Raw genomic sequence first — 24935 nt, 5'->3', positions numbered from 1 at the left:
TCTAACGTGCCATTTACCTGGGTTGATTGGGCGATTGTTGCCATCGTCGCCATCTCTGCTTTGATCAGTCTGAGCCGCGGCTTCGTAAAAGAAGCGCTGTCGTTGCTGACCTGGATCATCGCAGGAGTCGTAGCCTGGATGTTCGGGGGTTCACTGTCGGTTTATCTGGCCGGCTACATCGAGACACCTTCGGCCCGCGTCATCGCGGGCTGCGCCATCATGTTCATCGCCACGCTGCTGGTGGGGGCAATGGTCAATTACCTTATTGGCGAATTGATACGCGTCACCGGCCTTTCCGGGACCGATCGATTTCTCGGCATGGCTTTTGGCGCGGCGCGTGGCGCGTTGTTGGTGGTGGTGGCGGTCGGGCTGTTGAGCCTGGGACCGGTTCAGCAGGATGCGTGGTGGCAGGAGTCGGTGCTCGTGCCAAAATTTCTTTTGGTTGCAGACTGGTCCAAGAACCTCATATTGGGGTGGAGCAGTCAGTGGCTGGCCAGCGGAATCAGCGTACCCGCTGATCTTCCGTTCAAGGAACACCTCTTACCGGCCAAAACGCCTCAGTAAGCAGGGTTCAGTCAAGATTCATTAAGTAGGGGTTGCGTCGCATGTGTGGCATCGTCGGTATCGTCGGTAAGTCGAACGTGAATCAGGCGCTGTATGACGCGCTAACCGTCCTCCAGCACCGCGGCCAGGACGCTGCCGGTATTGTGACCAGCCACGACGGCCGGTTATTCCTGCGCAAGGACAATGGCCTGGTGCGTGACGTGTTCCACCAGCGTCACATGCAGCGCCTCGTCGGGCACATGGGCATTGGCCATGTGCGCTACCCGACTGCCGGCAGCTCGACGTCGGCCGAAGCTCAGCCGTTCTACGTCAACTCGCCGTACGGCATCACCCTGGCGCACAACGGCAACCTGACCAACGTTGAACAGTTGGCCAAGGAGATTTACGAATCCGACCTGCGCCACGTCAACACCAGTTCCGATTCGGAAGTGCTGCTCAACGTGTTCGCCCATGAGCTGGCCCAGCGCGGCAAGCTGCAGCCTACCGAAGAAGACGTGTTTGCCGCTGTGATCGACGTGCACAACCGTTGCGTCGGCGGTTACGCCGTGGTGGCGATGATCACCGGTTACGGCATCGTCGGTTTCCGCGACCCCCACGGCATCCGTCCGATCGTGTTCGGTCAGCGTCACACCGACGAAGGCGTCGAGTACATGATCGCATCCGAAAGCGTGTCGCTGGACGTGCTGGGCTTCACCCTGATACGCGACCTCGCGCCGGGCGAAGCGGTGTACATCACCGAAGATGGCAAGCTGCACACCCGTCAGTGTGCAGTGGCGCCGAAGCTGACCCCGTGCATCTTCGAACACGTCTACCTGGCCCGTCCGGACTCGATCATCGATGGCGTCTCGGTCTACAAGGCGCGCCTGCGCATGGGCGAGAAGCTGGCCGACAAGATCCTGCGCGAGCGTCCCGAGCACGATATCGATGTAGTGATCCCGATTCCGGACACCAGCCGCACCGCCGCCCTGGAGCTGGCCAACCACCTGGGCGTCAAGTTTCGCGAAGGCTTTGTGAAGAACCGCTACATCGGCCGCACCTTCATCATGCCCGGCCAGGCTGCGCGCAAGAAATCGGTGCGCCAGAAGCTCAACGCCATCGAGCTGGAGTTTCGCGGCAAGAACGTAATGCTGGTGGACGATTCCATCGTGCGCGGCACCACGTGCAAGCAGATCATCCAGATGGCCCGCGAAGCCGGTGCGAAGAACGTGTACTTCTGCTCCGCCGCGCCTGCCGTGCGTTACCCGAACGTGTATGGTATCGACATGCCGAGCGCCCATGAGCTGATCGCTCACAACCGTTCGACCCAGGACGTGGCCGACCTGATCGGCGCCGACTGGCTGATCTACCAGGACCTGCCGGACCTGATCGAGGCCGTCGGCGGTGGCAAGATCAAGATCGATCAGTTCGACTGTGCCGTGTTTGACGGCAAGTACGTGACCGGCGACGTCGACGATGCCTACCTGAACAAGATCGAGCAGGCGCGTAACGACTCGTCGAAGGTCAAGACCCAGGCGGTCAGCGCGATCATCGATCTGTATAACAACTGAGTAAACACCGGCCCTGAGGGGCCGGTTTTGTATCTTAAATAAAGAATTTCGAGAGTAAGGAGTCGCAGCATGAGTCAGGAATGGGATGCCGGTCGGCTGGACAGCGACCTCGACGGCGTAGCTTTCGATACCCTGGCTGTGCGCGCCGGCCAGCACCGTACCCCGGAAGGTGAGCACGGTGATCCGATGTTCTTCACCTCCAGCTACGTATTCCGCACGGCCGCCGACGCTGCCGCGCGTTTTGCCGGCGAAGTGCCGGGCAACGTTTATTCGCGCTACACCAACCCGACCGTGCGTGCATTCGAAGAGCGTATTGCCGCGCTGGAAGGCGCCGAGCAGGCCGTGGCCACGGCCACCGGCATGGCGGCGATCCTGGCGGTGGTGATGAGCCTGTGCAGCGCCGGCGATCATGTGCTGGTGTCGCGCAGTGTGTTCGGTTCGACCATCAGCCTGTTCGAAAAGTATTTCAAGCGCTTCGGCATTGAGGTGGACTACGTGCCGCTGGCGGACGTGTCCGGCTGGGATGCGGCGATCAAGGCCAATACCCGGTTGCTGTTTGTCGAGTCACCGTCCAACCCCCTTGCCGAACTGGTGGATATCGCCGCGTTGGCCGAAGTGGCTCATGCCAAGGGCGCGATGCTGGTGGTCGACAACTGCTTCTGCACGCCGGCGCTGCAACAGCCGCTGAAGCTGGGTGCCGATATCGTCGTGCACTCGGCGACCAAGTTCATTGACGGCCAGGGCCGCTGCATGGGCGGAGTGGTGGCCGGTCGTGGCGAGCAGATGAAGGAAGTCGTCGGCTTCCTGCGCACTGCCGGGCCGACCCTCAGCCCGTTCAACGCGTGGATTTTCCTCAAGGGCCTGGAAACCCTCAGCCTGCGCATGAAGGCCCATTGTGCCAATGCCCAGGCCCTGGCCGAGTGGCTGGAGCAACAGGACGGCATCGAAAAGGTGCACTACGCCGGCCTCAAGAGCCACCCGCAACACGCATTGGCCCAGCGCCAGCAGCGCGGTTTCGGGGCGGTGGTGAGTTTTGAAGTGAGGGGCGGCAAAGAGGGCGCCTGGCGCTTTATCGATGCAACGCGTCTGATCTCGATCACCGCGAACCTGGGTGACAGCAAGACCACCATTACCCACCCGGGTACCACGTCCCACGGCCGTCTGGCCCCGCAGGAGCGTGAAGCGGCGGGCATTCGTGACAGCCTGATCCGTGTTGCGGTAGGCCTGGAAGACGTGGCTGATTTGCAGGCAGACCTGGCCCGCGGGTTGGCTGCCTTGTGATCGAGTGGTCCACCGAGGTCGCAGTGGCCAGTAATGGGCGTGTCGCGCTGGTAACCGGCGCAGCTCGCGGGATTGGTCTGGGCATCTCTGCATGGCTGATCAGCGAAGGCTGGCAGGTGGTGTTGGCCGACCTGGATCGCGAGCGTGGCTCCAAGGTGTCCAGGGTGCTCGGCGACAATGCCTGGTTTATCACCATGGACGTGGCTGACGAGAAGCAGGTGGTTCAGGGTGTTGCGCAAGTGCTGGGGCAGTTCGGGCGTCTGGATGCGTTGGTGTGCAACGCCGCGGTGGCCGATCCGCACAATATCACCCTGGAAAGCCTGGACCTGGCCTACTGGAACCGCGTGCTGGCGGTGAACCTCAGCGGGCCGATGCTGCTGGCCAAACATTGCGCGCCTTACCTGCGTGCCCATGGGGGCGCCATCGTCAATCTGGCGTCCACCCGCGCCCGTCAATCGGAGCCGGACACCGAAGCCTATGCGGCGAGCAAGGGCGGCCTGCTGGCCTTGACCCACGCCCTGGCGATGAGTCTGGGGCCGGAGGTGCGGGTCAATGCGGTGAGCCCCGGCTGGATCGATGCGCGGGATCCCTCGGCGCGGCGTGCCGAGCCGCTGAGCGATGCTGATCATGCCCAGCATCCGGGGGGCAGGGTGGGCACCGTGGAGGATGTAGCGGCGATGGTTGCGTGGTTGCTGTCACGTCAGGCCGGGTTTGTGACCGGGCAAGAGTTCGTGGTGGATGGTGGCATGAGCAAGAAGATGATTTACAGCGAGTGAGGCGAGCTGGCGCTTGAAGCAATTTTGTCTTTTTCAGGAAAACTTCAAGCAGGCTATTGACTTAGGTCTGCTATCTGCGTAAATTTCGCGGCCTCAACGAAGCAAAGGGTGATTAGCTCAGCTGGGAGAGCATCTGCCTTACAAGCAGAGGGTCGGCGGTTCGATCCCGTCATCACCCACCACTTCTTGAGAGTTTTGCTTACGGGCAAGACGCAACGTTAAAGGTTGCACCGACGCGCAGCGGTAGTTCAGTCGGTTAGAATACCGGCCTGTCACGCCGGGGGTCGCGGGTTCGAGTCCCGTCCGCTGCGCCATATTTTCCAGGTTCGAATGGTCGGGCTTGAGATTGAACAGCCGAGGCTGATCGATCAGATCTTTAAAGACGGTTGAGGGCTTCACGCTTAACCGGTCAAGCGATACGCAGCGGTAGTTCAGTCGGTTAGAATACCGGCCTGTCACGCCGGGGGTCGCGGGTTCGAGTCCCGTCCGCTGCGCCATATCTGCTTCAAGGCCCGCTGAACGCCTTCAAGCGCAAAGAAAGCCGTTGGCTGCTTTGATCCGATAGCAAAGACCCTGGTCGAGAGACCGGGGTTTTTTGTGTCTGCGATTTGGTTATGAGCGGCGGGCGGGGCTCACAGCGCAACCTGATGAAACGTGTAGTTGGGCGGAGGTGGCTGCAAGGCGTACTCGGGTCGGCCGAGGGAGCCGTAAACCGGCTCCCGCTTTATGTCAGAACCCCAGCTTATCCCGCAGCCCGTAGTACCAGGCACCCAGCGCGGCGAACGGTGTACGCAGCATCTGCCCACCGGGGAAGGGGTAGTGCGGCAGGTCGGCGAACGCATCAAAGCGTTCCGCCTGACCGCGCAGGGCTTCGGCCAGCACTTTGCCGGCCAGGTGCGTGTAGGTCACGCCGTGGCCGCTGCAGCCTTGGGAGTAATAGATGTTGTCGCCCAGGCGGCCCACCTGAGGCAGGCGCGACAGGGTCAGCAGGAAATTGCCGGTCCAGGCGTAGTCGATCTTTACGTCCTTGAGTTGCGGAAACGCCTTGAGCATTTTCGGACGAATGATCGCTTCGATATTCGCCGGGTCGCGCGCGCCATAGACCACGCCGCCGCCGAAGATCAGACGCTTGTCACTGGTGAGACGGTAGTAGTCGAGCAGGTAGTTGCAGTCTTCTACGCAGTAGTCCTGTGGCAACAGGCTCCTGGCCAATTCATCGCCCAGGGGGGCGGTGGTGATCACTTGCGTGCCGCAGGGCATCGACTTGGCGGCCAACTCCGGCACAAGGTTGCCCAGGTAGGCGTTGCCCGCGACAATAATGAACTTGGCCCTGACCTTGCCTTCGGCTGTATGCACCACCGGATTGGCGCCGCGCTCGATACGCAGAGCGGCAGATTGTTCGTGGATCGTACCGCCCAGGGACTCAACGGCGGCCGCTTCACCCAGGGCCAGGTTGAGCGGATGGATGTGCCCGCCGCTCATGTCCAGCAGGCCGCCGACATAGTTGTCGCAGCCCACCACTTCGCGGATGCGGCGCTCGTCCAGCAGCTCCAGTTGCGTATGACCGTAGCGCTCCCACAGGCGTTTCTGCGACTCGAGGTGGCTCATGTGCTTGCTGTTGAGTGCAGCGAATACGCCGCCGTTCTTCAGGTCGCACTGGATCTGATACTTGGCCACGCGCTCACGAATGATCCTGCCGCCCTCGAATGCCATCTCGCCCAGCAACTGCGCCTGCTTGGGGCCGACGCTGCGCTCGATCACGTCGATATCGCGGCTGTAGCTGTTGACGATCTGCCCACCATTGCGGCCCGATGCACCGAATCCCACTCTGGCGGCCTCCAGCACCGTGACGCGAAAACCGTTCTCCAGCAGAAACAGCGCGCTGGAAAGGCCGGTATAGCCGGCGCCGATCACACAGACATCGGTTTCGACTTCACCTTGCAGCATCGGACGAGGCGGAACCGCATTGGCGGATGCGGCGTAATATGACTGGGGATAGGGGGTGTTCGCCATCCTGGAACCTCTGTTTTATATTTTTTACGAGTGTCGCGATCCTACCTGAGTTGAAAATTGCCCGCCAGCCACCGGGAAAACACGGGCGTGCGTTCCGAAAATAAAAAATTCGCATATTCATGGGGTTAGCTGCGAAAAAGAGGTTGACACACCTTCGGAATTCCGTAGAATGCCGCCTCACAGCAGGCACGTAGCTCAGTTGGTTAGAGCACCACCTTGACATGGTGGGGGTCGTTGGTTCGAGTCCAATCGCGCCTACCAAACAAAATCCGCTCTGCTGGGCGGTCTGGAAGGGCTCACCGAAAGGTGGGCCCTTTTTTGTTGCTTGGATTTCATGCAGAACGTTCACAAAATATAGGGTTCGTTCACACTGGGCAATGTGAACGCGGAATCTGCGTTCCGTCTTTCATCTTGGAGCCGTTGTGGTTTGCAGTTTGTTCGACTGGTGGTTTGCTTTGTTTCGGGCTCTCGGGGCATTGAACATACTAGCGACCAGAGGCTCGAAAGAGCTGGGAATGCTCATAGTAGTGGCGTGCGCGTGTGGAAGACGGCTTGACCAATGATGCGGGCTTTGAATTTAGGATTGGGGCGTTCGACCTTGCTCTCGTTATCCTGTAATGGCATATCGACATATTTGATTGCCAAGCGACTTGGCTAGGAGTATAAGAAAAGTTGCTGGGCGTACCGTCCAGGTGCTCTTTAAACATGGTCAAATTCTCTGGGCTTGCAGTTGGTGGTTGGGCAACCGGCCAGCTTTGGTGTTCGTCAAAGCTACCTCTCCGCAACGACCCGTTCCCTTATGTCGTACCTGTGTGTCGATACGAAGCTCCGATGTCTAAGGTGTCGCCTATCGTTCGCTCTGATCGATTTCGCTGCCTAAGGCGTTACAGCGGTACTTGGTAATTCGCTCGCAGATGCAATATGAGGTGACGTGGAGTAGTACGTTGTGGCGGCGGCTTATCGGAAACGATAAGCAGAACTGTGATTTGTAGTGGTGTCTTGGTAGTTCCATTCGGCCCGGAATGCTTTGGCGGCGGCAATTTCGCCGGCCAGGAGCTACACCCATGTTGCGTATAAAGAAGGCGGCTCGTCTTCGGACCAAGCTGCAAAAGCACAATAACCAAGACACCCGCGTTACAGTTGAGAGTCAGTGCTCGCAATGCAAGAAGGGCAAGGGCGAAAGGTGGAAAGCGATCCGTCGCAGTTTGGAGGCTTTCTTGATTCGCCAAGTGTTCATCGATGCGTGGGAGAACAGGCAGGAATACTGGGAGTTTGCATGCGAAATTGTAAGCAGGCTCTTTGAGGCATTAGGCTCATGACGCAACAAATCACATCATTCGAATTCTGAAGGGCCGATCTGTGTATCGGCCTTTCTTCATTCTAGGGATTGGAATATGGAAGCTCCCATCTACCCCTTCAAGCCAATCTATAGTGCACAGTCGTTGGCGTTGGCGCTCGGCGAGAGTGAGCACTTGCTAGAAAGGCTTGCAGTCCGTGCTGACCGAATGTATCGCCATGTGCCCCAAAAGAAGAAAGGCAAGCCGGGTGAGACGCGGGATACCTACGATGCTTATGAGCCACTCAAGCGAGTTCAGCGAAAGCTCGTTGACAGGGTGTTGTCCAAAGCTATCTTCCCGGCATATCTGCACGGAGGCATAAGAGACCTTAAGTCTCCACGAAGCATTCATAGCAATGCTGCTGTGCATGCGGGAGCAAGGTTCGTCATTCTCCAAGATATCCGTAACTTTTACCCATCCATATCAAAGATCCAGGTGGACACCTTGTTTCGCGGACTGTTTGGGTTCGCAGCGGGTGTATCGGCCCTACTGGCATCAATATGTACCCGGGGCGAGAGTACGCCCCAAGGTGCTAGTACGAGTGGATACATCGCCAACCTAATTTTCTGGGATGTTGAACCGAAGATTGTGAAAAGCCTCACGGACCGCGGCTTTCAATATTCGCGATTCGCTGACGACATCACTATCTCCTGTATCCGCGAGCCCTCGTCGGAGGAGCTTTCCGACATAGTTTCTACCATCACTGGGATGTTGGCTTCTAAAGGTTGTCATCAGAAGCGTTCTAAGCTCCATATGCGGGTCCGAGGTCAGGGTATCAGAGCTGATGACGCTACCTTCCTGCCGGTCACGGTAACAGGATTGAGCGTTTTCAATGGCACTCCAAGCCTGACCAAGCTGGAGCGAAAGCGTATACGGTCAGCGGTCAAGGAGTTAGAGGTGATTAGCGGGTCGATGCCGGAATGGGCTGCACTTGAGCCGATGTATCATCGTGCTATGGGGCGGGTGGGAAGGCTTCTCGCGTGCGGTCATCCAGACGGCGAGGCATTGAAGGCTCGTCTCAATGTGATCAAACGGTCATATCAAACGCCATTGCTCGAACGATATCAGCAAACATTAAATGCTGAATACGAAGGATTGAATTGATCACTGAGCGAGATGCATAGCTGGAAGCAACATGCATGATGCCGCCCGGTGGTAAAACCCAGCCAAAAATGTGAAGGAGCTGTGTGAGATGACGTGGAAGCGATTTGAACGTTGGTCGTTCGTTTTGTTGCTGCTGGGTACGGGATGTTGTGTTGTTGCGACTGGATGGCACTTCGCAACAGATGGAAAAAGTGCTGCGAAGTTTCTCGGCTCTGCGGGGCTTCTTGCAACGGTGGCAGGGCTGTTTCAGCTCGATATCAGTGGGCTGTTTGACCGGGTTTTGGAGGTGTATGGCGACTCGGATAAGTACCCGTTTGGTCCTCCCTCGCACATAACCCGACAAATAATCGATAACCCAGACAGGCCGTTTCAGGCATGGCTTCGTAACCGCTGCTTTTTCGATGTGAGGACGGGGTTCTGGATCATTGTGATCGGCACGCTGGTTCAAGTGGTCGCTGTATGGATTTAGATTTTCACGCTACCTTGAATGAGGCGCTATTTTCTTCTGTGTTGTAGATCAGGTGGGGCTGACGGTTCGCCGCCTTAGGCAAGAAAGCGTTTTCCTGTGTGATTCCCAATTTCCCGCCAAAAATAAGTGAGCGTCTGCTGTCGTTCCCAGGATGACGGGACGGAAAATAATGGCTGCGGATCTTGAGTCAGGATTGAGCAAGAGAGGCGCTAAGCACGTCACTAGTAGGCCAAATGGCAAGCTGCGGAAAATAGGAATAAGTTGGGCGGGTCTGAATCCTCTAAAGCCTGAACGAGACGTTAAAGACGAGCATGATGCGACACCGGTGTTGGTGTGCACTCGCTGCCACGAGCGGTACACGGCCTCCTGAATGGGCCTGGAGTCAAACAAGAGACAAGTTCAATCGTTCCATCAGACGCTTCACTGTCATAGGTTGGAATGCGTTCCCACGTTCGGTGGTTATACCTTTAGCGTTCAAGCATTTGGCGATGGCGGCGAATGTAGGTTGACCATCGTACAAACAGGCTTTTAGTTCGGCTTCCAATGCCTTTGCACGGTTGTTAGCGTTGATAGCCTTAGCAGCTACAGCAGCACCATTCCCCACTGCCCAAGCAGCCCTACGGCCAGCATCCCGGCTGGCAATCTTCTGGCGAGCTTCTTCACCTTTAGCCGTATCAAGAAGTGCGTCCTTCTTCAGTTCTGCTAATCCGTCCTTGGTACGTTGGCGAATCTTGATCAACTCTTCTTCAGCTAGCAGAGATTTGATATTGCGGACAAGACCACTGCCATGTACGTCTTCAGCTTCGATGAACTTGAATTTCTTTTGCAGGGTGATGAAGTGCGCGTGGTCACGACCTAGACGGTCGAGGCGGTGAACGATGATCGGGCAACCCAAGCCTTTCGCCATGGCTAAGGCAAGTCTGCACTGCGGACGCTCTAGGGGGTCGATGCTGCCTGAGACGCCTTGATCAGTGAACTCAGCAACAATCTGCCACCCGTTGGCCTGTGCTGCGATCTTGATAGCGGCGAACTGACCAGCTACGGAAAGCGACTGATCGTCCGTACTAACCCGTGCATAAGCCACTACCTGTTTCATTGTTCGTTCCTGTCATTATTGGTGATGGGCTATCTTAACATATTGCTGACGTTCGTCAGCGATATGTTAATTTGGTTCTTGACGGAGGGCCCTGATAAGGCTGGATAGGCTTTCGGCGTTCTGGTCGAGTGTCTCAAGTGCTCCTAAAGCATTTGTGTGTGTCATCTCACTTCCGCGTTGAAGAATCCAGCGAGATAATTCCTCAACGGCTGCTCCAAGGGCATTCTGATTGATCATCATCAACTCTAATGCGTCGGCAATTTTGGCATCGCTGGTGCACATAAGGTATATCCTGAGTAAGTTAGGTTATTTTAAAATAAAAGAGTATTAGTTCTGTTGCAAGTGATTTGGAGGTGAATGGAAAATATCATGTATAGGTACCTTTAGGGGGGAGTGTAAAATTGATCTGTTCTTTAGATTATAATTTATTCATTTAAAAGAGGGTTGCTGTTACAATTTTTTGCGATTTTTGATATTAACTAAATGAGGTTTTTTATTTCTTAGGTGGTTAGTGTTGACAGTAATGTCATAAGTAGATGTGTAATGCTTTGGCTGGCCCCCCCCTCTGGCGGTGAATTGAGTTTCGATGTAAGATCAGTCATATCACTCACGCTAACAGGGATGCTGTATGGATAATCAGTTGCTGACGCTCTCAAAAATATTTACGGAGCGCCTTTTTAGAATTCCCGACTATCAACGCGGTTACGCTTGGACGGAGAAGCAACTCAAGGATTTTTGGAGTGATATAAGGCAACTTGACGCTGTCAGTAATCACTATACTGGTGTTCTGACTTTGGAAGATGTACCAGCTGAGGTATATAGTAGCTGGGATGAAGATCTTTGGATAATCAGTGCAAAAAGTTATCAGCCGTACTTTGTTGTTGATGGTCAGCAGCGACTAACTACTGCTATTGTTTTGGTGCAGTGCATTCTCGAAACTCTTGGGGATAACGAGGTTCTAAATTTTACAGAAAAGGCCGACATTCAGAGGAAGTTTGTTTTTGATTCGAAGGATGGAGGTATTTCTAGATCTTATGCGTTCGGCTATGAAAAAGACAATCCGAGCTACGAATTTTTAAAGACTAAGATATTTAAAGAGCACTCTCCAAGTTCGCGAGAAGAAGAGACAATATATACGCAGAATTTAGCTGCGGCAAAGAGTTTTTTTTCAGAAAATCTTTTGGGTTTGTCGAGGGAAGATATAGAGGTTCTTTATAAGAAAGTAACTCAGCAGCTCCTGTTCAATATTTTTACGATCACTGAAGATGTTGATGTTTGTGTTGCTTTTGAAACGATGAATAATAGAGGTAAGCCACTATCTTATTTGGAGCTTTTGAAAAATAGATTAATTTATTTGTCTCTTAAGTTTGATGCTCCTGATTATGAGAGGAGGAAACTTCGTAGTACGATAAATGACTGTTGGAAATCTATTTACCATAATCTTGGTAGAAATAAAGATATGCCGCTTGAGGATGATGACTTTTTACAGGTTCATTATTTGGCTTATTTTGGGCACTCATTTTTTTCGTCGGCTGATACAGATGATGTGCCAGAAATTAATTATCGTAAGCTTCGTCGGGCTGATTACTCTTCGGACTTATTAGAGAAGAGATTTGTTGCTCGAAATGTAATGCCCGATGCATCAAGTGAAAAACGTGTAACGTTAAATGATATTTACAAGTATGTGAACTCGTTACAAGAGTCGGTAGTGACTTGGTATAAAATGTGGAATCCTTTTGATTCAGACTTTTCGGACGAGGTGAAGCATTGGTTGGATAAGCTTACGCGTTTTGAAAATCAAGAGGTCAATCTGTTAGTGCTTGTGTTTTTGCAGAAGGTGCAAGCGCAGGGTAAGCGTATCGAGTTCTTGCAGGCTCTAGAGCGGCGTCTTTTTGTCTCGACGTTGATAAGTAGGCATTATGGGTACACCTATTTAGAGCCAGGGGTACATAATGCTTTAACCCAAGCAGTTTCATTAAATTCTGGAAAGCTGTCTGCTGATAAATTGATTAAGCAAATTTCTGATACAACTAACACGTGGACTAAATCGGAGAATTTTTCTTCTAACGTATTTGGAGCGTTGAGGTCGGAGGGCTACTACTCATGGGGGGGGATTCGATACTTTTTGTTTGAGTATAACCTGGATATGCAGGGGAATTCTAAGACCGATAGACCGAAAATATTCTGGCCGGAGTTTACTGAGCCACGAAATGACTTTGTGTCTGTTGAGCATATTTATCCGCGCCATGCAAGAAATCAGTATTGGACCTCTCGATTCGGTTCGTTTGGGCAAAAGCAGAAAGAAACTATTCGTAATTCTTTGGGGAATTTATTGCCGTTGTCTAAGCCTAAAAATTCTAGTTTATCTAACAAGCCGTTTCCTGAGAAGGTCGAAGGGAAGCAGGGACAATGCATCGGTTATACTTATGGGTGTTATGCAGAGAATGAAGTCTCTAGGGAGGAGGAGTGGTCTCCAGAGAAAATTTTAGCTAGGGGTATAAAGTTATTGAAGTTTATGGAGAGGAGGTGGGGTATTAATTTGGGTGATGATGTTAAGAAAAGAAAATTGCTCGGTCTCGAATTTTTACCACTTCCGTAGTCAAGAGCGTATTAAGGGCCTAAGATATTTTTCCTTAGGTCCTTTTATTTTTCGTATGTAAAGTTTTTTGTTGCAGTACGATAACTTATCTATAGCCGTAATTTAATTATTCACATTTTCAATTATTTATCTTGAAAACTCATTCGTCATGAGGGCTTCCTATCGTTAGGAAGCAGACTTTTTCAAGCAGCTTTCAAAATCTCGTATCAGATCTTGTAGGTCAATTCCTAGTACATTACACAGATCTCTCAGCTGAATGATGTCCAACCGCCGCGATCCTGTTTCAACATCGCTCATGAAGGATTGCGGTCGCTCCAGCGCCTTTGAGCACTCGACCTGAGTTAAGCCTGCTTCCTTTCTGTACCTCTTGAGTAGCAACAAGAGGACATCGTGTTCGTGACGATAGATGGTTTTAGACATAAATAAGCTGGCTGCGATTCGCGGCCTTCTAAACTATCTCTGGTTGTCAAATATCTGAATTTGGGATATTTTGGAGGTCAACGAATCTCTGCTAACCCTTTTCGACGGATAAAGTCATGAACGAAAAGTTGTTTGTACTCACGACCCAGAAGAAAAACACGAACCACATCTTGCACGTGATTATGACCGTCGTGACTGGAGGTCTATGGTTGATCGTGTGGGGGATCACCATGTTGAGCAATGATGCTCATAACAAAAAGCTCGATAAGCAGATCAATCAGGTCATGGTCTATAAGACTCAAGGGTTGAGTGATACCGAAACTTACCAACAGATCAAGAGCGACGAGCTGAACGCTGAAGTATTTCAAGGTCGGGTGATTTTTGTCGTTCTGGTTGTCGTGTTCCTTTATTTCTACTTGCGATAGTCGTTGCACGCCGAGAGCAATACCTCCTCAACCGAAACAAGGGGTACGTAATATGAAGTCAGTAAACACATTAACTTTTTCTACACTGATTATCATTGGAGTTGTAGGGGTTTCAGTTGCTCAAGCTCAGACCACTGCTGGCTATTATCGAACGTGTGCAAATTACAATCCAGACTACCAAGAGGTGTATGATAACTCTCAAACTCTTCCATTTGCCGAGCGCCGAAGTGATGATTTAACAAAGTATCTTCGTGATAGCGGGTGCCGCAAGCAAGTCATTAGAGCCGTAGATGTCATTAGAGACAAGAGCAAGAAGTGCGCAATTCCTAGTCATCCTGATTATGACACCTATCAACGCGCTTTGATTGACTATCTAAAAGGGGATGGTTTCCAGAGCAATGATGCGCTAATGAATACTTCGATTGAAATGGTTGCACCGGAAGTCATGAAGTATGTACTGAAGTGTTCGTAACTCCTCACTGGACTGCTCGCACCGAAAACGGCTGCGATCATGAGCTAGTACGGAGAATGGCAACGCCATAGATTTAGCACGCTACAGCGGCAAGCTGTAGTACTGAATCGCCCTTCAGGATTCCCTATCGAATTTTTAAAACAGGAATTAATGAACGTTAGTGAATCCTGTATTTGGAGTAGTAATTTTCAGACTTCGTCTGTCTTGTGCTAATCGTGAACATGCGTTCACAAATATGATCAGCATCTAAGGCTAGCCTTTGGTAGTAACAACTTTATTTGGGCCATTCATTTCATTCATTAAATGGCCCTTACTATCTTGTTAGAATCAATTTTAAACTGTGCGTGACATCCTGCTTTCAGCCATGCTGAAGTTCGAATCGAGAAGTTCCTTCTTCGGTGCTCAGGCTGAAAGCTCACGCTTTCGCCCTGCATACTGTCTCGCCTGTCCGGCTCTAAAGTATGGTGGTCGCGAACTGGACAAACGAAACTAATTCTCAATTATGCAAGCCTGCCTTCAACCTCTTTCATCCAGCCTTGAGATGCGACGAAATCGAGGAACGGGTCAGTACGTGACGGCTCCGGGTAATACTTCAGAGCGTCTGCATCAGGTCTGTAATGACCATCAGACTCCTTTGCTCGTACTTGGGGGATAAGTGAGTCAGGTGTCCCTTCAAGAGCGTCAGTGAGAGCTACAGAGCGTTCCAGCAGCTTGTCCAGTGGTTCTTTACTATAACCCTGAATAGCCAACTTCAGCAGGTGGTGCCTTGCCGCATACAGTTGCTTGCGTTGGGCATGGCCGGCTTCCTCGCTGTCTTCTCTCCAGCGTGTGGCGTGGCGTTCCATGTACTCGTTGACGTAGTCTTCAATTCGGCTCATTAAGTCGCCAGCGGCAGCTTCTAGAAACTCCCTACCCGCAGTCGGTGCTTCTTCATCTACCCAATCCATTACGAACAGGGCATTGCAACCTTCTTTTGCTGCTCGGAGTCTCACATTCTCTCGGACGCGCTTGATGACGTTGTTGTCGTAGTCGCTGACGTACCGGCCTGTAGTGGTGTCCCAGGTACTGCCATACTCGCGGTGCAAGATGTCACGTAGTTCGTAGTCACGAATACCACACGGCCTTACAGCCAAAGTGAACACGCATTCCGCTGCCTTAGCAAATGGTGTAATGATCTGCTTAACCTTGGCGACTCCCTTGGTTAACACCTTGACTTATCGTTCTGGCAGTCCGGTAGCTTTCATGATGTTGGCATAGGACATGCCTGCTTGGCGTAGCTCGACAGCTTTTTGTTCGATTGCGTTGCTCATTGTTCATTCTCCTTGTTTAAGTTGTTTTCATTGGCGTTACCTCGGGTATTGCCGGTTAGTGTTGGTAAATGACGCCCACAAAAAAGCCTCTTCTAAAACGCTGTCGTAACAGTGTTCGTGAGAGGCTATTCGAGGTGTCGGTCTGTCCGTCGAGACAGGCGAACATCATACACTTTCTAGGTAAAAAGTCAATCCACTCTATTGACTTTCTCAGTTGTTAAGTACTTCGAAAACCGGTTTTGAGCGGGAGAGAACGCCCCCTGCTTAGTCCATGCACCCATGCAAGCCCGTAAACACTAGGTAGAACAGAAGTGCTCGTCGAGAGCAGGCGAATCTAGAGCTGGTTTTGACGTGGTTTTCGGGGGTATTGGGTAAGTTTCTAGAGCTGGCAACCCTAAGTTCGTCAAGGTTGGCAGTCTGTTCGGTTGATCAGTCGATGAGGTGCAGTACGTCCCTGACGTTCAGGTGCGAGTATCGTGCGACGGATCGAGTATCCCTGTGGCCCGATACGATCATGATCTGTGCGTTGTTGAATCCTTTCTTCGCCACATTAGTGATTCTGGTATGCCTGAGCTGGTGCAGCCTTACGCTGCTATCAAGTCCAGCCTTTACACGCGCCAGACGGACAGCCTGTGATACTGCGTGTGGAGTAACTTGGAAGAGTATGCCGTGTGGGTGGCGTTCCACAGTGGCACATAGTTGGGCGAGTTCAAGAATCTCAACGGCTCGGCGGGTGAGAGGGACTGATCGTGTGCCGTTCTTTCCGTCGATAACATCGGCAATACGATCTTTGAGGTGTAAGCAGTCTTTCGTCAGTTTCAGGATTTCAGATCGTCGCATGGCAGTTTCATATGCCAGTTCAACAATCAGCTTCATGGTTGGTGATAGTTTCTCAAGCAGTCGTTCAAGCTCACTCGCACGGATCACCTTGTCAGAAGACCGATCAGGCTTTGGGAGTGCGATATCACTCACGGGGTTGTGAATGTCGATCAGCAATCCGCGTTTAGCGAATCGATAGAAACGTGACATGAATGCGAGCTGCGTTCTGCACGTGGACGGCATGACCTTCTTCAATCGCATGATCTTGAAGTCATTGATCATCTGCGGCGTGATCTCATGAATAGGCTGGGTGAAATACCTGCCTAGGTGCTCAACGATCTTTAGGGCGTGGTTGTAGCTGCCTTTACCCTTGAGCATGGTTTCGCAGTAAATCATCCCGAGCGTATAGATAGTGTGGTGCTTGCGATCCAACGTCACGGCTTCGATTTGTTTCGCCCATGACTCTGCTTCGGCCTTGGTGCTGAAGGTTTTCGACTGGGGGGATTTGCCTTTAACCCGTACCTGAGCATTCCAGTTGCCGGACGGAAGTAAGCGGAAATTTGCCATTGTTGACGCCTCATAGATGTGAATGGGCGTTCTGTGAAGTCCAAGAGCAGCAGGGCTAGGAGCCTACTCCTAGCAGACCTTGACATGGTGGGGGTCGTTGGTTCGAGTCCAATCGCGCCTACCAAACAAAATCCGCTCTGCTGGGCGGTCTGGAAGGGCTCACCGAAAGGTGGGCCCTTTTTTGTTGTCTTGCATTTGGGTCAATCAAAACGCCCGAAGAGTCGTCTCGGGCGTGTTGCGTATCAAGCGGTGGTGCTGACCATCGAGCCCGAACTGCTCTTGCCCTCACTGGTAACAGCCTGCAACAAGGCTGCGCTCACGGTCTGCAAAGCAGCTGATGTGCTTGCCACCTGCACTTGCGCTGCTGCGATCGTCACGGCCTTTGCCTCTGCGTTTTCGTTACTGGACTGCGCTTTTTGCAGCGCCTGCTGTTGCTGCAGGAGCTGCTTTTGCAACTGTTCGATTTGTTTTTTCAGTTCCTTGATCGTTTCCGACTCTTGCTTGGCCGGAGGCGCATCGCTACCGCCCACGCCGGTCGAACCTTTAGCGTCATGGTCAAGGCTGACCGTCAGGCTGCCTGGGCTGTCAGCTTTCGCGGCATCAGTCGTGTCTTTGGACGCCGGTGGGGTGGGGACCGAGGCTGGAATATTAAGATTGATCAGCATGAAAAGTACCCGGTTATGAGGTGTCCGATTAAATCGACCCGTGGCCGACTTACTTCAGCGCGACTCCTGTCCCGCCCCAGGAGGGTCCTGCATTAACGTGACAGTCTTTGTGTCGCGATTTGATGGCGGGAGAGGGATGTTGATGCTTTTACCGGCGTCGACAAGGGACCGAACTGAAGGCGCAAGCTCGTGCATGGCCCCTGAACCGGGCTATGCGTTGCCAAGCCGCTTAGAGTGCTGTGTAGAGGTGGCAACCCCAATCAGCAGAAAAGCGAAGCCAGCGCTAACAGGCAGATAATTTGCGCAACCAATTGGCACCGTATTTCGCCATTTGTTGTTGCCATGCCACTCATTTGTCCGGCATACATGATCGCTACCTTTTTGGCTGAATCACCGTGAGCCCGGCGTGGGAACGCGTCGTTACTGCGCTGAGTATAGGCCTTGAAATTAAAGTCGTAATAATGGTGTTTGCACTGAATGCAGGAGAGGGCAATGGAGCTGGCGATGGAGGTGTCGTTCGACGTAACGGAGCAGGAGCGTGAGGCGATTCTCAAGCCGCTGAGGGCTTACAACCTCAGTCGCACAGGCAGTATGCCATTTGAAACCGTGGGCATCCTGCTACGCGATCCTGCCACTGATGAGGTGGTGGGCGGACTCTACGGAAAAATTTCCTACGGATGGCTGTTCATCGAGCTGCTGAGCATCCCCGATCAGATGCGCACCCAGGGCACCGGCACGCGCTTGATGCGTACTGCCGAAGACCTTGCCCAGCAGAAAGGCTGTACCGGGATCTGGCTGGACACGTTCAGCTTTCAGGCGCCCGGGTTTTATCGCAAGTTGGGGTTCACTGAGGTGGGCCAGATCATTGATTACCCGCCGGGTCACCGGCGCCACTTTTTCCAGAAGCGCCTGCGCTGAAACGCCGCACCGCTTCGTGCGGCGCCGTGCGCGTCAAATCAGCTGACTGGCCGCCGGTTGCGTCAGGTGATCAAGACCCGGCCAAGGCCGAAGGTGATGGCGCAGGCCAGTGACGTCATCGCGAACGCTGTCGCGACGTACCATTTGATGAGATTCAGCTCCGTGGTTGCCAGGTCCGCCTTGGTCGCGAAGTGCTTTTCGATGGCGGTGGAGTGTTGCTCCATGGCGTCAGTCCTGCTCGAAACGGCGAATAGTTTTTCTTTCATCTCTGCCAGCCCTTTTTCCAGTAGGCCCATGCGTTTTTCCATGCCTGAGCCTCCGTCATGACCTCCACCGTCTCCGCCTTGAGCCGGGATGTTCAGCGTGTTTACTGCTGCGAATTGATACTGTTTCTTCTCCAAAGCCGGACACCTGTGTTTTGAACAATGTGAGATAGCGTTTGGGAGATCAGAATAGTGGGTGTTTGACCGGTCGGTGACCGCAAGTGTTTTGCAAAATACCACCGAGGTTTCGGTGTCGCGCTCAGTCTTCCCGCCGAGGGAACACCAACTCGAAAGACGTCACTCCGGCTTCGCTGCTTACGCTGTATCGGCCGTTATGCAACTGCATGATGGTCGCCACAATTGACAGCCCAAGCCCGTTGGACTGGGCCGAGCGTTCTCGAGACGCGTCCACCCGATAGAACCGCTCGAACAAGCGTGGCAAATGCTCGGCTGGAATGGTCGTGCCCTGGTTGCTGACTTTCAGATGAACGCCCTCTGTGTCGGGTATCGCCTGGATCAGCAGGTCGCAGTCGGGCGCGCCATATTTGATGGCGTTGGCGCACAGGTTGGCCAGCGCACGTCGCAGCAGCATCGGTTCCGCCCAGATCACGCCTTCGCCCTTGGCCAGAATGCGCATGCCCGCATCACCGGCCAGGCCCTCGAAGTAATCGGCCATGCGCTGTACTTCATCGGCTGCGCTCAATTCCTGTCGTTGGCGCAGGGCACTGGCGGGATCGGTGCGGGCCAGGAACAGCATGTTGTCGAGCATCCGCGCCAGGCGTTCCAGCTCTTCGACATTGGATGCGAGCAGTTGCTGGTAGCTCTCGATGCTGCGGTCCTGTTGCAGGGCGACCTGGGTTTCTCCCAGCAGGTTGTTGATCGGTGTGCGCAGTTCATGGGCCATGTCGGTGGACACCTGGCCCAGTTGCACGAAGCCCTTGGCCAGACGCTCCAGCATGGTATTGAACGACTCGATCATTGGCAGCAATTCCCTGGGGGCACCACGACCGTCGAGGCGTTCGGCCAGGTTGCTCACGCCGATGCCGTGCGCATGCCGGGCCAGACGCCGCAAGGGCAGCAGCCCACGGCGCACCAGTATGTAGCCCACCACGGCGAGGATGAGCGCCGCGATACTGGCCAGGATATAGACGCTCAACCGGTAACTGGCGAGCACGGCGGTGCGCTCGGTCATCAGGCGCCCGCTGGTCACTTGCAGGCTGCCCAGGTCGCCGGAGTCGATGGAGGCGGCGACGGTTGAAAAGGGTACGCCATTGATTCCCGGGAGGTGTTGTACGTCGCTCAATGTGAGGATGTGGTCTTTGGGCACCGGATTGACGGGAGGCAGCTCGATGTTCGCGGGGTTTACCAGCAGCAGCGGTTTTTGCCCTGGTGCGGCAATGCTCAGCACCGATTCGCGATTGCCCAGCATATTCTGGAACAACTCCGGTTTGGTGCGGATCAGGTCCAGGGTGTTGCTGTCGTTGAGCAGGTTGCGCAGTTGATCGACCCGCGATATCAGCGCAGCGTCGTCGCGGCGCACCAGTTCCTGTTCCAGCTCGCGGTAAAGTGCTACGCCAAGGGAGGTCAACAGGGCGAAGGCGAGCAGGGCAAAGATCAACGCCAGGCGTAGCGTGAGGGAGTAAGGGCGGCGGCTCATGGCTGGGTATCGAAGCGGTAGCCAATGCCACGCACGCTGTGAATCAGTTTGAGCTGAAAAGGGTCGTCGATTTTCAAACGCAGGCGCCGCACGGCCACGTCGACCACATTGGTGTCGCTGTCGAAATTCATGTCCCACACCCGCGAGGCGATCAGCGAGCGCGACAGTACCTGGCCGGGGTGGGTGGCAAACAGGTGCAGCAGGGCGAACTCCTTATTGGTCAGGGTGATCCGCGTGCCGGCGCGGGTGACGCGGCGTTTTAGCACGTCTATCTGCAGATCGGCGATGTTCAGCTGTTCTTCTTCGCGGCTCGGGCCTCGCCGGGTCAGCGTGCGCAGGCGTGCGACCAGTTCGGCGAACGAGAAAGGCTTGATCAGGTAGTCATCGGCGCCCAGTTCCAGCCCTTTGATGCGGTCTGCGATGTCGTCGCGGGCGGTGAGAAACAGCACGGGCGTGTCCGCTTCCGTGCGCAGGCGCCGCAGTACCTCCCAGCCATTCATTTTCGGCATCATCACATCCAGCACTATGACGTCGAACGGCGTTTCCAGCGCCTGGTGCAAGCCGTCCACACCATCGCGCGCGAGGCTCACGGAATAACCCAGTTCCTGCAAGCCGTTGAGCAGGTAATTACCGGCCTTGGGTTCGTCTTCGACGACGAGGATGTTCATGGGAGTTGCCCTGTTTCAGTAGGTGGCGCCAGTTTAGCGTGATCAATTCTCACTGGGGCAACCGATGGCTTGCACCTTATAGTCCAGCACGTGTTCGCGGTTCTGGTGATCGAGGTAGCGCAGTTGCGCAGGCACGATGCCGCACTGGCCATAAGTGTCGCTGCTCGACAGTTGCCTGGCGATATCCAGATGCACGAAGAAGCCGGTTTTATCGTGGATTACCCTTGTATCTGAGGCGGGCTCGGCTGCGAACACCGAAGCGGTGACGAGCAAAGCGGCAAAACCTGCGGCAAATCGTTTCATGTTGGTTCCTCTCTCAGAAGTCGGCTGCCGGGCCTGGCAGTGAGTTCACAGTAACCAGGCGATCCGAACAGACGGCCAACAGGACGATGACAAGTTCGTAATGAAAGGCCCGCAGTGCCGATGACGTTTACAAGCATCAGGCTGGGCCGTAGATTGCATCGGGCCGATTACGCCTACAGCTCAAGAGGAAGCCACGCAGTGTCCATCCAAGGTTCAGCTTTACCTGCACGACCGTACCGCGCCTTTCTGTTCGATATGGACGGGACCTTGCTTAACTCCATCGCCGCCGCAGAGCGGGTGTGGAGTACCTGGGCCGAACGTCACGGTCTGGATGTGGCGGCGTTCCTGAAGACGATCCATGGCGCGCGTGCAATCGATACGATCACGCGCCAGGCGCTGCCCGGTGTGGATCCCGACGTGGAGGCACAATGGATAACCCAGGCCGAACTCGATGATGTCGACGGTGTTGTGGCGATACCTGGCGCAGTTGAGTTCCTCAATGGCCTGCCGGGTGATCAATGGGCGCTGGTCACGTCCGCGCCCAGAGCGTTGGCATTGCGGCGCCTGCACGCCGCAGGCATTGCCCCGCCGGCTGTGCTGGTGACGGCGGAGGATGTCGCCCGAGGTAAACCGGACCCTGCTTGCTACGTATTGGGAGCGCAACGACTTGGCGTAACCGTCCAGGATTGCCTGGTTTTCGAGGATGCGACGGTCGGAATTCGAGCCGGGGAGGCAGCGGGAGCGGACGTGATGGTCGTGACCTCGACCCACCTCACGCCAATGGTGACGGCGCACGCCTGCATCGATGGCTATGAGCACATTCATGTTCAACGTGACAGTGAGGGTTTGCTTTACCTGCGGAGCCTGGCGAGTTGATACGAAAAGGTCGAGCCGGTTATCGGTCTAGGCCTTTCACACTGTCGGAATGATCGGGTGGCGTGTGCAGCCGGATGTTTTTCATGCCCTGACGCGAAAGCACCATTTCTCTGAGTATCTCATTGGCAAGACGGGCAATGGCTTGCTCGCCATTGTAGTGAGCGCGGACGATGCCGGTAATCGCGAAGTGGTCGGTTTCGGGACTGCTGAGCATGGCTGAAAGCGTGCCATCGGCATGCAGCGTGCAGGTGATCCGATAGCTGGGCAGACGGGCTGCCAGTGCGGCTTCGATTTGGGATTTATTGAGCGTTTCCATCTGTTTCAGCGCCCTTTACTGACCGTGCAAACCCAAGCATAGGCGCTGTTGCATAGCTGTAAATACCGGCGATCAGATAGCTCTCAACCTGCAGATTTTTGCCGCGCACGTTGAATGGCGTGCTGGCACAACTTGCGTTGCACTGTCTTCTGAAGTGGCTTGAGGCAAAACACGAATAGATAAGCGCCCAGCAGCAATGCCAGATCCAGCCACGAAGGGGCATCGGCGCCAGCCACTTCGAACCTCAAGCCAAATTCCACACCCACGAAGACGAGTCCGATCAGCAGGACAATCATCCAGGAATGGAGGGCAAAGCGTTTCGTTGAGGAATACCTCATCGACAGGCTCCCGAGTTTGCTTGGGCAGTAGTGAGTACTATCAGGAATTGGGCTGGGGATCGCGCAACAAGTTCCGGGCATGGGAACAGTTTCATCTTCGGCGAAGACGAGAGCAGGAGCATGAAAAAAGCGCGATTGAATCGAATGGGTCTTCGCCAGCCGTGACAGTGAACGAAAAGGCTGGCTACTGAGTGCGCTTCAAGGCGTCTGGTTTTTTTCCGGAGCGGTAAGGCCTTCCTGGATGCGCTTATAGATCTCTTCACGATGCACGGCAACGTCTTTGGGAGCGTTGATGCCGATTCTTACTTGCTGGCCGCTGACGCCCAGAATGGTGATCGTAATGTCATCACCGATGTTTATGCTTTCACCAACTTTGCGGGTGAGTATCAGCATGGACTTCTCCTTGATTACTTTTAAGGACACATGTTTCAGACAGGGCAGGTGTCGGATGTGTGTAGCTTACTGCTAAGCGCTTCCCTGTGACTGCCTCTTTTAGGACGCATAGAGGCGACATTAATTCCCATGGCGGCATCATACAGGTCTGCGATACATCATTCGCATTGTTTAAGCCAAGGTTTATGAAGGCCAGAATAGACAGTGGATGATAAAGTTGCCTCTTTTCCTTAAAGGAGCAGGGCAGTGCGTAAAGTAGCGATGGCAATGGCGGTGGTGGCATTGGCCGGTTGCGGTGAGGGTAAGCCTGTCGAGGCGCCCAAGGCCAGAGCTGCCGCGAGCCAGAGCCAACCGCAGAGCGGTGCGATTGCCGCCCAGGAATGGGACCTGCGCGTAGGCCCGCCAGACCACAAATTACAGGCGATCACCGACCTGACGGCCTGGTTGCTGGAGCATGGTTTCAGTTTTTATATCGTCAAGGTGGACGGCAAGGACGAGGTGCTGCTCGGGCCGTTCGCCAGCAAGGCTGAAGCTGAAGCCAGGCAGGCATTGCTCGCGGAGAAAATGGCCCGCGCCAAGAAAACCGATACCGTGTCGGAAATCATCGAGCACAAGGCGGCGCAGTAACGCCAATTGGGCGGGCTCCCGCCCAGTTTCAGCCGCAGGCTTTCAGGTTCACCGGGCCGACAAACGCATTGCCGCGCCCCATTACACAGGCAACGGTCTGGTTACGCTGGCGCTCCCAGGTTTGTACCGGATAGGTCTTGTTCCAGGCTTCATACAGCTGCCGGTCCTGCTTCGACAGGCGCAACCCGTATTGTTTACTCATATAAAAATAGGTTCGAGCAATCATGCCGCGAATCGACGGTCGTGGCATGACCTTCTTCGCCTTGAAGTCGACCTGGGTCAGGCATGAGCCGTATTGCCCGTTCTGCACCGGCAACCAGCCAAAACTGAAGTTGTTACGATCACCATTGACCTCACCGATACTCGGCACCAGGTTATGCAGGTCCGCCTCGGCGCGTTGGAACACAGCGTCATGGCGCGTACAGTTCTTGCGCCCGCCGTTTTGCCAGCATTGGCGCTGATGCCCGATCTGCCAGGCAGGAACGATGTGCTCCCACTCGATACGTGCGGCGCGACTGGCATTTTTGCGCGGGATGTAACCGCAGGCTTTCAGGTCGACACGGTTGCCGGTGTATTTGCAGCCGCAATAGAACTCGGTGGATTGCGGAGCGTAGAGTTTCCAGGCGACTTTCTTGGCTTCACTGAACGTTCGGGGTGCCTGGGCGTGGGCGGTGATAGCGAATAAAAGGCAACAGACAGCAATAAAACGGACACTCATTGAATCAATCTTCCTTCGGCACAACCCAGAAAATCTGCACACCGCCATCGTCCCGATAGGCGAGGGTGACGTTGTCGTTTTCCGCGATTTCCTCCAGCAAACGTGCCCATTCATCCTCAGGTTCTTCCGGCAGGCGGAAGATCAAAGCTGCCTTGGCTCTTTGCGCATTGGTCGAATTGATGATTTTTTGCACGCGAACGGCCAGTTGCTGATAGGCGTCCGGCGCTGTTGCAACGGCGGGAGAGGACTTTGCCACGGAGTATTCCTTAATAAGCTGTACGCACATACAGTATTTAACTGTAGGCAATTTCGCAACTGCTTAAAATCCGAGAGGTCCGTCTGACGGTAATTTGCGGTGCTTGGTGCAGGAGCGAGCAAACTCGCTCCTGCAGGG

General features: G+C 54.2%; 29 protein-coding genes and 4 tRNA genes. 17 read left to right on the top strand and 16 right to left on the bottom strand.

Annotated elements, in window-relative coordinates:
* Positions 1-6 precede the first annotated feature (6 nt).
* The 7 genes from JOE32_RS08615 (at position 7) to JOE32_RS08585 (ending at position 4665) form a co-directional block, all read left to right on the top strand.
* Positions 7-564: a CvpA family protein gene (locus JOE32_RS08615; RefSeq protein WP_003234314.1), complete on the top strand. Its 558-nt coding sequence runs from the start codon at positions 7-9 to the stop codon at positions 562-564.
* A gap of 41 nt (positions 565-605) precedes the next feature.
* Positions 606-2111 carry an amidophosphoribosyltransferase gene (gene purF / locus JOE32_RS08610; RefSeq protein WP_003234313.1) on the top strand — a complete coding sequence of 502 codons (1506 nt, stop codon included), beginning with the start codon at positions 606-608 and terminating at the stop codon, positions 2109-2111.
* Positions 2112-2180: 69 nt separating this feature from the next.
* On the top strand, positions 2181-3392 hold the full coding sequence (locus JOE32_RS08605) for an O-succinylhomoserine sulfhydrylase (RefSeq protein WP_209983162.1): 1212 nt from the start codon (positions 2181-2183) through the stop codon (positions 3390-3392).
* Positions 3389-4168 (top strand): SDR family oxidoreductase, encoded by a 780-nt coding sequence (locus tag JOE32_RS08600; protein ID WP_209983160.1) that lies wholly within the window; start codon positions 3389-3391, stop codon positions 4166-4168. Before JOE32_RS08605 ends, JOE32_RS08600 begins: the two co-directional genes overlap by 4 nt.
* 106 nt (positions 4169-4274) lie before the next feature.
* Positions 4275-4350: transfer RNA gene (locus JOE32_RS08595), tRNA-Val, on the top strand.
* 55 nt (positions 4351-4405) lie between these two features.
* Positions 4406-4482 (top strand) — tRNA-Asp (locus JOE32_RS08590).
* Positions 4483-4588: 106 nt separating this feature from the next.
* Positions 4589-4665 (top strand) — tRNA-Asp (locus tag JOE32_RS08585).
* A 232-nt stretch (positions 4666-4897) separates the two neighbouring features.
* Here JOE32_RS08585 and JOE32_RS08580 read toward each other — a convergent pair.
* Positions 4898-6181 (bottom strand): FAD-binding oxidoreductase, encoded by a 1284-nt coding sequence (locus JOE32_RS08580; protein ID WP_209983159.1) that lies wholly within the window; start codon positions 6179-6181, stop codon positions 4898-4900.
* A gap of 184 nt (positions 6182-6365) precedes the next feature.
* On the opposite strand from JOE32_RS08580, the gene JOE32_RS08575 reads away from it, so the two are divergent.
* From JOE32_RS08575 to JOE32_RS08560, 4 genes are all read left to right on the top strand, one after another.
* Positions 6366-6442: transfer RNA gene (locus JOE32_RS08575), tRNA-Val, on the top strand.
* Positions 6443-7245: 803 nt separating this feature from the next.
* Entirely contained in the window at positions 7246-7500 is a 255-nt protein-coding gene (locus JOE32_RS08570) for a hypothetical protein (protein WP_209983157.1), read from the top strand.
* Between the two features lie 75 nt (positions 7501-7575).
* Positions 7576-8622 carry a reverse transcriptase family protein gene (locus tag JOE32_RS08565; protein ID WP_209983155.1) on the top strand — a complete coding sequence of 349 codons (1047 nt, stop codon included), beginning with the start codon at positions 7576-7578 and terminating at the stop codon, positions 8620-8622.
* Positions 8623-8710: 88 nt separating this feature from the next.
* A complete protein-coding gene (locus JOE32_RS08560) occupies positions 8711-9091 on the top strand; it encodes a hypothetical protein (protein ID WP_209983154.1) in 381 nt (126 codons plus the stop codon).
* 382 nt (positions 9092-9473) lie between these two features.
* On the opposite strand, the gene JOE32_RS08555 is transcribed toward JOE32_RS08560, so the two are convergent.
* A complete protein-coding gene (locus JOE32_RS08555; protein WP_209983152.1) occupies positions 9474-10187 on the bottom strand; it encodes a recombinase family protein in 714 nt (237 codons plus the stop codon).
* A gap of 66 nt (positions 10188-10253) precedes the next feature.
* On the bottom strand, positions 10254-10469 hold the full coding sequence (locus tag JOE32_RS08550) for a hypothetical protein (RefSeq protein WP_209983150.1): 216 nt from the start codon (positions 10467-10469) through the stop codon (positions 10254-10256).
* A gap of 346 nt (positions 10470-10815) precedes the next feature.
* Between JOE32_RS08550 and JOE32_RS08545 the strand changes: the two genes are divergently transcribed.
* Entirely contained in the window at positions 10816-12786 is a 1971-nt protein-coding gene (locus tag JOE32_RS08545) for a DUF262 domain-containing protein (RefSeq protein ID WP_209983148.1), read from the top strand.
* 165 nt (positions 12787-12951) lie between these two features.
* On the opposite strand, the gene JOE32_RS08540 is transcribed toward JOE32_RS08545, so the two are convergent.
* Positions 12952-13206: a helix-turn-helix transcriptional regulator gene (locus JOE32_RS08540; protein WP_209983146.1), complete on the bottom strand. Its 255-nt coding sequence runs from the start codon at positions 13204-13206 to the stop codon at positions 12952-12954.
* 116 nt (positions 13207-13322) lie between these two features.
* Here JOE32_RS08540 and JOE32_RS08535 point away from each other — a divergent pair, with 116 nt between their 5' ends.
* Both JOE32_RS08535 and JOE32_RS08530 read left to right on the top strand, forming a co-directional pair.
* On the top strand, positions 13323-13631 hold the full coding sequence (locus tag JOE32_RS08535; protein WP_209983144.1) for a hypothetical protein: 309 nt from the start codon (positions 13323-13325) through the stop codon (positions 13629-13631).
* 52 nt (positions 13632-13683) lie between these two features.
* Complete coding sequence (locus tag JOE32_RS08530; RefSeq protein WP_209983142.1) at positions 13684-14103, top strand: hypothetical protein; 420 nt, start codon at positions 13684-13686, stop codon at positions 14101-14103.
* Positions 14104-14603: 500 nt separating this feature from the next.
* Here the strand turns inward: JOE32_RS08530 and JOE32_RS08525 are convergent, their stop codons facing one another.
* The 3 genes from JOE32_RS08525 to JOE32_RS08515 all read right to left on the bottom strand — a co-directional run bounded on the left by JOE32_RS08525 (position 14604) and on the right by JOE32_RS08515 (position 17464).
* Positions 14604-15311, bottom strand: coding sequence for a hypothetical protein (locus tag JOE32_RS08525; protein WP_209983140.1), 708 nt, complete (start codon positions 15309-15311; stop codon positions 14604-14606).
* Positions 15312-15842: 531 nt separating this feature from the next.
* A complete protein-coding gene (locus tag JOE32_RS08520) occupies positions 15843-16799 on the bottom strand; it encodes a site-specific integrase (RefSeq protein ID WP_209983138.1) in 957 nt (318 codons plus the stop codon).
* 242 nt (positions 16800-17041) lie between these two features.
* Positions 17042-17464: a hypothetical protein gene (locus JOE32_RS08515; protein ID WP_209983136.1), complete on the bottom strand. Its 423-nt coding sequence runs from the start codon at positions 17462-17464 to the stop codon at positions 17042-17044.
* A gap of 492 nt (positions 17465-17956) precedes the next feature.
* On the opposite strand from JOE32_RS08515, the gene JOE32_RS08510 reads away from it, so the two are divergent.
* Complete coding sequence (locus JOE32_RS08510; protein ID WP_209983134.1) at positions 17957-18382, top strand: GNAT family N-acetyltransferase; 426 nt, start codon at positions 17957-17959, stop codon at positions 18380-18382.
* A gap of 62 nt (positions 18383-18444) precedes the next feature.
* On the opposite strand, the gene JOE32_RS08505 is transcribed toward JOE32_RS08510, so the two are convergent.
* From JOE32_RS08505 to JOE32_RS08490, 4 genes are all read right to left on the bottom strand, one after another.
* A complete protein-coding gene (locus JOE32_RS08505; protein WP_209983132.1) occupies positions 18445-18690 on the bottom strand; it encodes a hypothetical protein in 246 nt (81 codons plus the stop codon).
* Positions 18691-18904: 214 nt separating this feature from the next.
* On the bottom strand, positions 18905-20302 hold the full coding sequence (locus JOE32_RS08500) for a heavy metal sensor histidine kinase (protein WP_209983130.1): 1398 nt from the start codon (positions 20300-20302) through the stop codon (positions 18905-18907).
* Positions 20299-20970 carry a heavy metal response regulator transcription factor gene (locus JOE32_RS08495; protein WP_209983129.1) on the bottom strand — a complete coding sequence of 224 codons (672 nt, stop codon included), beginning with the start codon at positions 20968-20970 and terminating at the stop codon, positions 20299-20301. The genes JOE32_RS08500 and JOE32_RS08495 overlap by 4 nt, the downstream gene beginning before the upstream one ends.
* Before the next feature lie 42 nt (positions 20971-21012).
* The gene (locus JOE32_RS08490) at positions 21013-21273 is read right to left on the bottom strand and encodes a DUF2790 domain-containing protein (RefSeq protein ID WP_209983127.1); all 261 of its coding nucleotides are present in this window, start codon (positions 21271-21273) and stop codon (positions 21013-21015) included.
* A gap of 198 nt (positions 21274-21471) precedes the next feature.
* Between JOE32_RS08490 and JOE32_RS08485 the strand changes: the two genes are divergently transcribed.
* Positions 21472-22149 (top strand): HAD family hydrolase, encoded by a 678-nt coding sequence (locus tag JOE32_RS08485; protein WP_209983125.1) that lies wholly within the window; start codon positions 21472-21474, stop codon positions 22147-22149.
* 19 nt (positions 22150-22168) lie between these two features.
* Here JOE32_RS08485 and JOE32_RS08480 read toward each other — a convergent pair whose 3' ends face one another.
* The 3 genes from JOE32_RS08480 to csrA all read right to left on the bottom strand — a co-directional run bounded on the left by JOE32_RS08480 (position 22169) and on the right by csrA (position 23196).
* The gene (locus tag JOE32_RS08480; protein ID WP_209983123.1) at positions 22169-22465 is read right to left on the bottom strand and encodes a DUF1652 domain-containing protein; all 297 of its coding nucleotides are present in this window, start codon (positions 22463-22465) and stop codon (positions 22169-22171) included.
* 83 nt (positions 22466-22548) lie between these two features.
* The gene (locus JOE32_RS08475) at positions 22549-22803 is read right to left on the bottom strand and encodes a hypothetical protein (RefSeq protein WP_209983121.1); all 255 of its coding nucleotides are present in this window, start codon (positions 22801-22803) and stop codon (positions 22549-22551) included.
* Between the two features lie 198 nt (positions 22804-23001).
* Complete coding sequence (csrA, locus tag JOE32_RS08470) at positions 23002-23196, bottom strand: carbon storage regulator CsrA (protein WP_209983119.1); 195 nt, start codon at positions 23194-23196, stop codon at positions 23002-23004.
* 246 nt (positions 23197-23442) lie between these two features.
* Here csrA and JOE32_RS08465 point away from each other — a divergent pair, with 246 nt between their 5' ends.
* Positions 23443-23823, top strand: a complete 381-nt coding sequence (locus tag JOE32_RS08465) for an SPOR domain-containing protein (protein ID WP_209983117.1) — start codon at positions 23443-23445, stop codon at positions 23821-23823.
* A 28-nt stretch (positions 23824-23851) separates the two neighbouring features.
* Here JOE32_RS08465 and JOE32_RS08460 read toward each other — a convergent pair whose 3' ends face one another.
* The gene (locus JOE32_RS08460; protein ID WP_209983115.1) at positions 23852-24541 is read right to left on the bottom strand and encodes an endonuclease I family protein; all 690 of its coding nucleotides are present in this window, start codon (positions 24539-24541) and stop codon (positions 23852-23854) included.
* Between the two features lie 4 nt (positions 24542-24545).
* Complete coding sequence (locus JOE32_RS08455; RefSeq protein WP_209983113.1) at positions 24546-24797, bottom strand: DUF1654 domain-containing protein; 252 nt, start codon at positions 24795-24797, stop codon at positions 24546-24548.
* Positions 24798-24935 lie beyond the last annotated feature (138 nt).

The organism is Pseudomonas sp. PvP025 (assembly GCF_017832155.1).
Taxonomy (GTDB): Bacteria; Pseudomonadota; Gammaproteobacteria; order Pseudomonadales; family Pseudomonadaceae; genus Aquipseudomonas.
Note: the sequence above shows the minus strand (reverse complement) of the source record. Positions and strands in the feature narration are given on the sequence as shown.